At 72.3% G+C, this 6,954-nt stretch carries 7 protein-coding genes; 3 read left to right on the top strand and 4 right to left on the bottom strand.

Annotated features, from left to right (window positions below; all coding sequences use genetic code 11):
* A partial coding sequence (locus tag ACFE86_RS20420; RefSeq protein ID WP_375457154.1) for an amylo-alpha-1,6-glucosidase occupies positions 1–1,121 on the top strand: 1,121 nt, incomplete at its 5' end.
* Positions 1,122–1,215: 94 nt separating this feature from the next.
* A complete protein-coding gene (dapE, locus tag ACFE86_RS20415; RefSeq protein ID WP_375457153.1) occupies positions 1,216–2,415 on the top strand; it encodes a succinyl-diaminopimelate desuccinylase in 1,200 nt (399 codons plus the stop codon).
* On the opposite strand, the gene truA is transcribed toward dapE, so the two are convergent.
* From truA to recR, 4 genes are all read right to left on the bottom strand, one after another.
* A complete protein-coding gene (gene truA / locus ACFE86_RS20410; RefSeq protein WP_375457155.1) occupies positions 2,367–3,158 on the bottom strand; it encodes a tRNA pseudouridine(38-40) synthase TruA in 792 nt (263 codons plus the stop codon). The genes dapE and truA overlap by 49 nt on opposite strands.
* Before the next feature lie 235 nt (positions 3,159–3,393).
* The gene (gene fmt / locus ACFE86_RS20405; protein WP_375457152.1) at positions 3,394–4,323 is read right to left on the bottom strand and encodes a methionyl-tRNA formyltransferase; all 930 of its coding nucleotides are present in this window, start codon (positions 4,321–4,323) and stop codon (positions 3,394–3,396) included.
* Positions 4,324–4,327: 4 nt separating this feature from the next.
* Entirely contained in the window at positions 4,328–4,843 is a 516-nt protein-coding gene (gene def, locus ACFE86_RS20400) for a peptide deformylase (RefSeq protein WP_375457151.1), read from the bottom strand.
* A gap of 94 nt (positions 4,844–4,937) precedes the next feature.
* Positions 4,938–5,543, bottom strand: a complete 606-nt coding sequence (gene recR / locus ACFE86_RS20395) for a recombination mediator RecR (RefSeq protein ID WP_375457150.1) — start codon at positions 5,541–5,543, stop codon at positions 4,938–4,940.
* A 342-nt stretch (positions 5,544–5,885) separates the two neighbouring features.
* Between recR and ACFE86_RS20390 the strand changes: the two genes are divergently transcribed.
* Positions 5,886–6,954: phosphoenolpyruvate carboxykinase (ATP) (locus tag ACFE86_RS20390; protein ID WP_375457149.1), on the top strand; the 1,069-nt coding region annotated here is incomplete at its 3' end.

The raw sequence follows: 6,954 nt of genomic DNA, 5'->3' as shown, positions 1-6,954 counted from the left end.
GCCGCGGCGAGATGGCGATGCTCGGCGAGGTGCCGTTCCGGCACTATTACGGCACCATCGACGGCACGCCGCTCTTCGTGTGGCTCGCCTGGGAATACTACGCCGTCACCGGCGACCGCGAGACCATCGCCCGGATCTGGCCGGCGCTCGAACGCGCGCGCGCTTGGATGGACGATTATGGCGACCGCGACGGCGACGGCTTCGTCGAGTACGAGCGCGACACCGACAAGGGCCTGCAGAACCAGGGCTGGAAGGACAGCCACGATTCGATCTTCCACGCCGACGGGCACCTCGCCGACGGTCCGATCGCGCTGTGCGAGGTGCAGGGCTACGTCTACGCCGCCAAGATCGGCATGGCCAAGCTCGCCGCGATGCTCGGCCACGATGCCATGGCCGAGACGCTGACCGTGCAGGCGGCCGAGCTTCGCCGGAAATTCGACGCGGCGTTCTGGAACGCGGAGATCGGCACCTACGCCCTGGCGCTCGACGGGAGCAAGCGCCCCTGCGCCGTGCGCTCGTCGAATGCCGGCCACGCCCTGTTCACCGGCATCGCCCTGCCGGAGCGGGCGGCGCAGGTGGCGGCGACCCTGCTGTCGAAGGACGGCTTCAACGGCTGGGGCGTGCGCACGATCGCGCGGGGCGAGGCGCGCTACAACCCGATGTCGTACCACAACGGCTCGATCTGGCCGCACGACAACGCGATCATCGCGATGGGGCTCGCCCGCTACGACCTCAAGCCCGAGGCCGCGCGGATCTTCCAGGGGATGTTCGACACGGCGCTCTACCAGGACCAGAAGCGGCTGCCGGAGCTGTTCTGCGGCTTCATGCGGCGGCGCCAGCGCGGCCCGGTCTCCTACCCGGTGGCGTGCAGCCCGCAGGCCTGGGCCGCGGCGGCGCCCTTCGCGCTGCTCTCGGCCTGCCTCGGGCTGGAACTCGACCACGACCGCAACCGGGTGCGGCTGCGCAACCCGATCCTGCCGGCCTTCCTCGACGGCGTCTCCATCTTCAACCTGCAACTCGGCGACACACGGGTCGACCTGCGCTTCCACCGCCACGGCGACGACGTGACCGTCAGCGTCCTGCGGCGCGCCGGCGACGGGCAGGTGGTGGTGCTGAAATAGGCCCGGCCGGCGGCCGCGGGCAGGGCGAGGACGGCGCCCGCAAAGGCGCCGCGCCGCCACTGCGCCGGACGGCCCGAACCGACAGGATACCGGGATGACCTTCGACGCTTCCCCGCTCGCGCTCGCGCAGGCGCTCATCCGCTGCCCCTCGGTGACGCCCGAGGCGGGCGGGGCGCTCGCCCTGATCGACGCGCTGCTCGCGCGCGCGGGCTTCACCGTCGCGCGCCCGGTCTTCTCCGAGCCCGGCACGCCCGACATCGAGAACCTGTTCGCGCGCCTGGGCACGGGCACGCCGTGCCTGCTGTTTGCCGGGCACACCGACGTCGTGCCGCCGGGCGATCGGGCCGCGTGGCGCCATGGCCCGTTCGACGGCACGGTGTCGGACGGGATGCTCTACGGGCGCGGCGCCGTCGACATGAAGGGCGGCATCGCCTGCATGCTGGCTGCCGCTCTCGGCTTCGTCGCGGCGCGCGGACCGGATCTTCCGGGCTCGATCGCCTTCCTGATCACCGGCGACGAGGAGGGCCCGGCGGTCAACGGCACCAAGAAGCTCCTCGACTGGGCGCGGGCGCGGGGCGAACGCTTCGACCATTGCCTGCTCGGCGAGCCGACGAACCCGAGCCGCTTGGGCGAGATGATCAAGATCGGGCGCCGCGGCTCGCTGAACGCCAAGCTCACCGTCCACGGCCGGCAGGGCCACGTCGCCTACCCGCACCGGGCCGAGAACCCGATCCCGGGGCTGCTGCGGCTGGCCGCCGCGCTCGCCGCCGACCCGCTCGACGGCGGCACTGCGCATTTCGACGCCTCGAACCTCGAATTCACGACGATCGACGTCGGCAACCCGGCCGCCAACGTAATCCCGGCGGAGGCGAGCGCGGTGTTCAACGTCCGCTTCAACGAGGGCTGGGATGCGCGGACGCTCGGGGCCGAGATCCGCGGCCGGTTGGAGCGCGCGGCGGGCAACGCGGTGCGCTACACCCTCGACCTCGCGCCCTCGAATGCCCCGGCCTTCCTGACGCGGCCCGACGCCTTCGTCGATCTGGTGGCCGACGCGATCGAGGCCGAGACGTCCCTGCGGCCGAAACTCTCGACCACCGGCGGCACCTCGGATGCGCGCTTCATCAAGGATGCCTGCCCGGTGATCGAGTTCGGCCTCGTCGGCGAGACGATGCATCAGGTCGATGAGTGCGTGGCCTTGGCGGACCTCGACCGGCTGACGGCGATCTACGGCCGTGTGCTCGACGCCTACTTCCCGGCATCCGGCCAGACCGGCGGACCACCGTCCTCGGGATAGTCCACGCCGACGAGGCACAGCCCGCAGGAAGGCGCCATCGGGCCGCAGCGGCTACGGTCGCGCGACGCCAGGATGTCGGCGACGCCCGCAGCGTCGAGGCGGCCGCTGCCGGCGAGCATCAGCGTGCCGACCATGCTGCGGACCTGATGGTGCAGGAACGCGCGGGCGTTCGCCTCGATCACGATCTCCTGCATCACGCCCATGTCCCGGCGTGCCACGTCGAGCCGGTCGAGCGTCCGCATCGGGCTCCTGGCCTGGCACTCGGCGGCGCGGAACGCGGTGAAGTCGTGCAGGCCCAGCAGGCTCCGTCCCGCCGCGTGCATCGCGTCGGCGTCGAGCGCCCACGGCACGTGCCAGATCTGGGCGCGGGTGAGCGCCGCGGGGCTGCGCCGGTCGACGATGCGGTAACGGTAGTGCCGCCGGATCGCCCAGTGCCGGGCATTGAACGCTGGATCGACCGCTTCCGCCGACAGGATCGACACCGGCACCCGGCGCAGGTGCGCGTTCAGCGCGTCGCGCACCACGTCGCTCCGCCAATCCTTCGTCAGGTCGAGATGGGCGACCTGATGCGTCGCGTGCACGCCCGAATCGGTGCGGCCGGCGCAGGTGAGCGTCCGCGCTTCGCCCGAGAAGCGCACGACCGCCGCCTCGACCGCCCCCTGCACGCTCGGCGCGTCGGCCTGCCGCTGCCAACCGCGGAACGGCGCGCCGTCGTACTCGATGACGAGCTTGTAGCGCGGCATCAGCGGGGCCGCCGGGCAGCGGATGCGGTGCCGCACGGCTCCCGCTCCCGGGGGGCTTGCCGCGTCGGTGGCCGCGCATCCCCTCCTCCCTCTGCGGGGGAGGGTGGCCCGCGAAGCGGGTCGGGAGAGGGGAGCGCCGTTTCCGGGTATGGCGCTCCCCTCTCCCGACCCTCGCTGAGGCGAGGGCCACCCCCCCCCGCAGAGGGGGGAGGGAGGACGCGGTGCCCGATCCGGCTCATCCGAGTCGCGCGCCGGCTTCGAGCCGCGCACCCCGCAGGAACTCGGCACCGCTCGCCGCGCCGCCCTTGCCGGCGCGGCGCACCTCCAGCAGGCGCACGGCGCCCGTCCCGCAGGCGACCGTGCCCTCGGCATCGAGCAGCGTGCCCGGCTCGCCCGAAGCGTCCGCACCGATCGCGCGCAGGACCTTCACCCGCTCCGGACCCTTTCCGAGCTCGATCTCGAAGAACGCGCCAGGGAAGGGGCTGAGGCCGTTGACGTGGCTGGCGACCGCGAGTGCCGCCTGCGCCCAGTCGATCCGCGCCTCGGCGTTGGTGATTTTTTTCGCGTAGACCACGCCGTCCTGCGCCTGCGGCAGGAAGGCGAGCGTGCCCGCCTCCAGCCCCTTCAGCGCCCTGCCCATCAGGTCGGCGCCGATCGGCATCAGCGCGTCGTGCAGGTCGCCCGTCGTCATGCCGGGCCGGATCGGGAGGCGGGCCTCCAGCGCCACCGGGCCGGTGTCGAGGCCGGCCTCCATCCGCATCACGCCGACGCCGCTCACCCCGTCGCCCGCCATCACCGCACGGTGGATCGGCGCCGCGCCGCGCCAGCGCGGCAGCAGCGAGCCGTGCAGGTTGAGGCAGCCGTGACGCGGCAGGTCGAGGATTCCTTGCGGCAGCAGCATCCCGTAGGCGACCACGACCGCGACATCGGCACGGTGCGCGGCGAAGGTCTCCGCCGCCGCCGCGTCCTTCAGGGTCGCCGGCATCAGCACCGGCACGCCGAGCCGGTCGGCGAGCGCCTGGACGGGGGAGGGCCGCAGCGCCATGCCGCGGCCGGCCTTCGCCGGGGCGCGGGTGTAGACCGCCGCGATGTCGTGGCCGTCCCCGGCCAGCCGCGCGAGCGTCGGCACCGCGAAGTCCGGGGTGCCCATGAAGACGACGCGCATCGCCTCAAGCCGCGTCGCGCTTGGCCGCCTTGGCGAACTTCTTGGTGATGCGGTCGCGCTTGAGCCGCGACAGGTGGTCGATGAACAGCACGCCGTTGAGGTGGTCGATCTCGTGCTGGATGCAGGTGGCGAGAAGCCCCGCGGCCTCGATCTCCTGCACCGCGCCGTCGAGGTCGCGGAAGCGCACCCGCACCTTGTCGGGCCGCGTGACCTCGCCGTAATATTCGGGGATCGACAGGCAGCCCTCGTCGTAGACCCGCGTCTCCTCCGAGGCCCAGACGATCTCGGGATCGAGGAAGACCTGGGGCTTCCTCACGCCTTCCTCCTTGGAGGTGTCGATGGTGACGACGCGCCGCGCCACGCCGACCTGGATCGCCGCGAGCCCGACGCCGGGCGCGTCGTACATCGTCTCCAGCATGTCGTCGGCGAGGCTGCGGATCTCCTTGGTGACGGGCCCCACCGGCTCGGACGGCAGGCGCAGGCGCGCATCGGGCAGGATCACGAGGGGACGGATCGTCATGGCTCGGCCGGGACACGGGAGAGGTGGGTTTTTGCCGCAATAGGGTGCGCCGGAAGGCCGGTCAAATGCCGCCCGGCCGGCGCCGGCCCCGCGCTCAGAACGCCGTCCGGCTGCGGATCGCCGCCGTCAGCGTGCCCTCGTCGAGGTAGTCGAGCTCGCCGCCGACCGGCACACCGTGGGCGAGCCGCGTCACCCGCCGCCCGAGTTCCCGGATCGAGTCCGTGACGTAGTGGGCGGTGGTCTGCCCGTCGACGGTGGCGTTGAGCGCCAGGATCACCTCCGCCACCGCGGGGTCGGCGGCGCGCTCCACGAGGCGGGCGAGGTTGAGGTGCTCCGGCCGCACGCCGTCCAGCGCCGAGAGCACGCCGCCGAGCACGTGGTAGCGCGCCTGCACCGCGCCGGAGCGTTCCAGCGCCCAGAGGTCGGACACGTCCTCGACCACCACCAGCACCGTCGGATCGCGCGACGGATCGCGGCAGATCGTGCACGGATCGCAGGTGTCGACGTTGCCGCAATCGCGGCAGACGACGATGCGCTCGACGGCGACCCGCATGGCCTCGGCCAGCGGCCCGAGCAGGGTGTCGCGCTTCTTGATCAGTTGCAGCGCCGCCCGCCGCGCCGAGCGCGGCCCCAGGCCCGGCATCCGGGCGAGCAGCTGGATCAGGCGCTCGATCTCGGGACCGGCGACGGCTTGGGGCATGGGGGTCCGGGGTCCTGTCTCGTCCGAGGGGCCCGCGCGCGGCGCGACGGGAGGTGCGATAGCCCCGTTTTGCGCCGGGATGAAGCGGGCCCGCATGCGCCGGATATAGGCTTCCGGCGCGGCCGAGGCCCGCGCCGCGGCCTGACAAAGCGGGCGCCGCGTTCCGGCCTCGGCCCGTGCTCCGGCTTGACGGAAAAGGCTCGCCGCCCGTCAAATCGGGCCGGGCGCGGCGAACCAGCCTGCGCCGGTCCTGCGCGACCGCAGGGCCGCTCCGACGATCCGCGACGCCGTCGGCGCCCGGATCAGCAAGACGATGCCGGCAGGGGCGCGGGAGGACACAGCGTGAGCAACATCGGCGCCTTCAACGCGGGCCACGGCGCAGAGGCGATCGGCCTGCGCGACCTGAAGGCCGTCCACTGGAATCTCGAGGTGCCGCGCCTCTACGAGGCGGCGCTCGCCCGCGGCGAGGCACGGCTTGCCCGCGGCGGCGCGCTGGCGGCCACCACCGGCAGCCATACCGGCCGCTCGCCCAAGGACAAGTTCATAGTGCGCGACGGCGCCACCGAGGACGAGGTCTGGTGGGACAACACCGGCGCGATCACGCGTGATCAGTTCGCGACGCTGTTGTCCGACGTCCAGGCCCACGCCGCGGGCCGCGAACTGTTCGCGCAGGACCTCTACGGCGGCGCCGACCCGGCCCACCGGGTGAAGGCGCGGGTGTTTACCGAGTTGGCCTGGCACGCGCTGTTCATCCGCAACCTGCTGATCCGGCCAGGCCGCGCCGAGATCGCGGGGTACGTCCCCGACCTGACAATCATCGACCTGCCGAGCTTCCAGGCGGAGCCCGCCCGTCACGGCTGCCGCTCGAAGACCGTGATCGCCATCGATTTCACGCGAAAGATCGTGCTGATCGGCGGCTCGGCCTATGCCGGCGAGATGAAGAAGTCGGTGTTCACCTACCTGAACTACGTCCTGCCGGGCGCCGGCGTGCTGCCGATGCACTGCTCGGCCAACGCCGCGCGCGATACGGACGGCGGCTCGGCGATCTTCTTCGGGCTGTCGGGCACCGGCAAGACCACGCTGTCGAATGATGCCTCGCGCAAGCTCATCGGCGACGACGAGCACGGATGGAGCCCGGAGGGCCTCTTCAACTTCGAGGGCGGCTGCTACGCCAAGACCATCCGGCTCTCGCGCGACGCCGAGCCGGAGATCTATGCCGCCACCGAACGCTTCGGCACGGTGATGGAGAACGTGGTGATTGATCCCGAGACGCGGGTGCCGGATTTCGACGACGCTTCGCTCACCGAGAACGGGCGCTGCGCCTACCCGCTCAACGTCATCGCCAACGCCAGCGCGACGGGCCGCGCCGGGCACCCGAGGACCGTCGTGATGCTGACCTGCGACGCCTTCG

It is taken from the genome of uncultured Methylobacterium sp., assembly GCF_964244095.1.
Lineage (GTDB): Bacteria > Pseudomonadota > Alphaproteobacteria > Rhizobiales > Beijerinckiaceae > Methylobacterium.
This window is presented reverse-complemented; position numbering and strand designations above follow the sequence as displayed.

Bases quoted from the DNA above. Each gene is read 5' to 3' on its own strand.
- fmt (WP_375457152.1), bottom strand. From the start codon at position 4,323: ATGCGCGTCGTCTTCATGGGCACCCCGGACTTCGCGGTGCCGACGCTC.
- def (WP_375457151.1), bottom strand. From the start codon at position 4,843: ATGACGATCCGTCCCCTCGTGATCCTGCCCGATGCGCGCCTGCGCCTG.
- truA (WP_375457155.1), bottom strand. From the start codon at position 3,158: ATGCCGCGCTACAAGCTCGTCATCGAGTACGACGGCGCGCCGTTCCGC.
- dapE (WP_375457153.1), top strand. From the start codon at position 1,216: ATGACCTTCGACGCTTCCCCGCTCGCGCTCGCGCAGGCGCTCATCCGC.
- recR (WP_375457150.1), bottom strand. From the start codon at position 5,543: ATGCCCCAAGCCGTCGCCGGTCCCGAGATCGAGCGCCTGATCCAGCTG.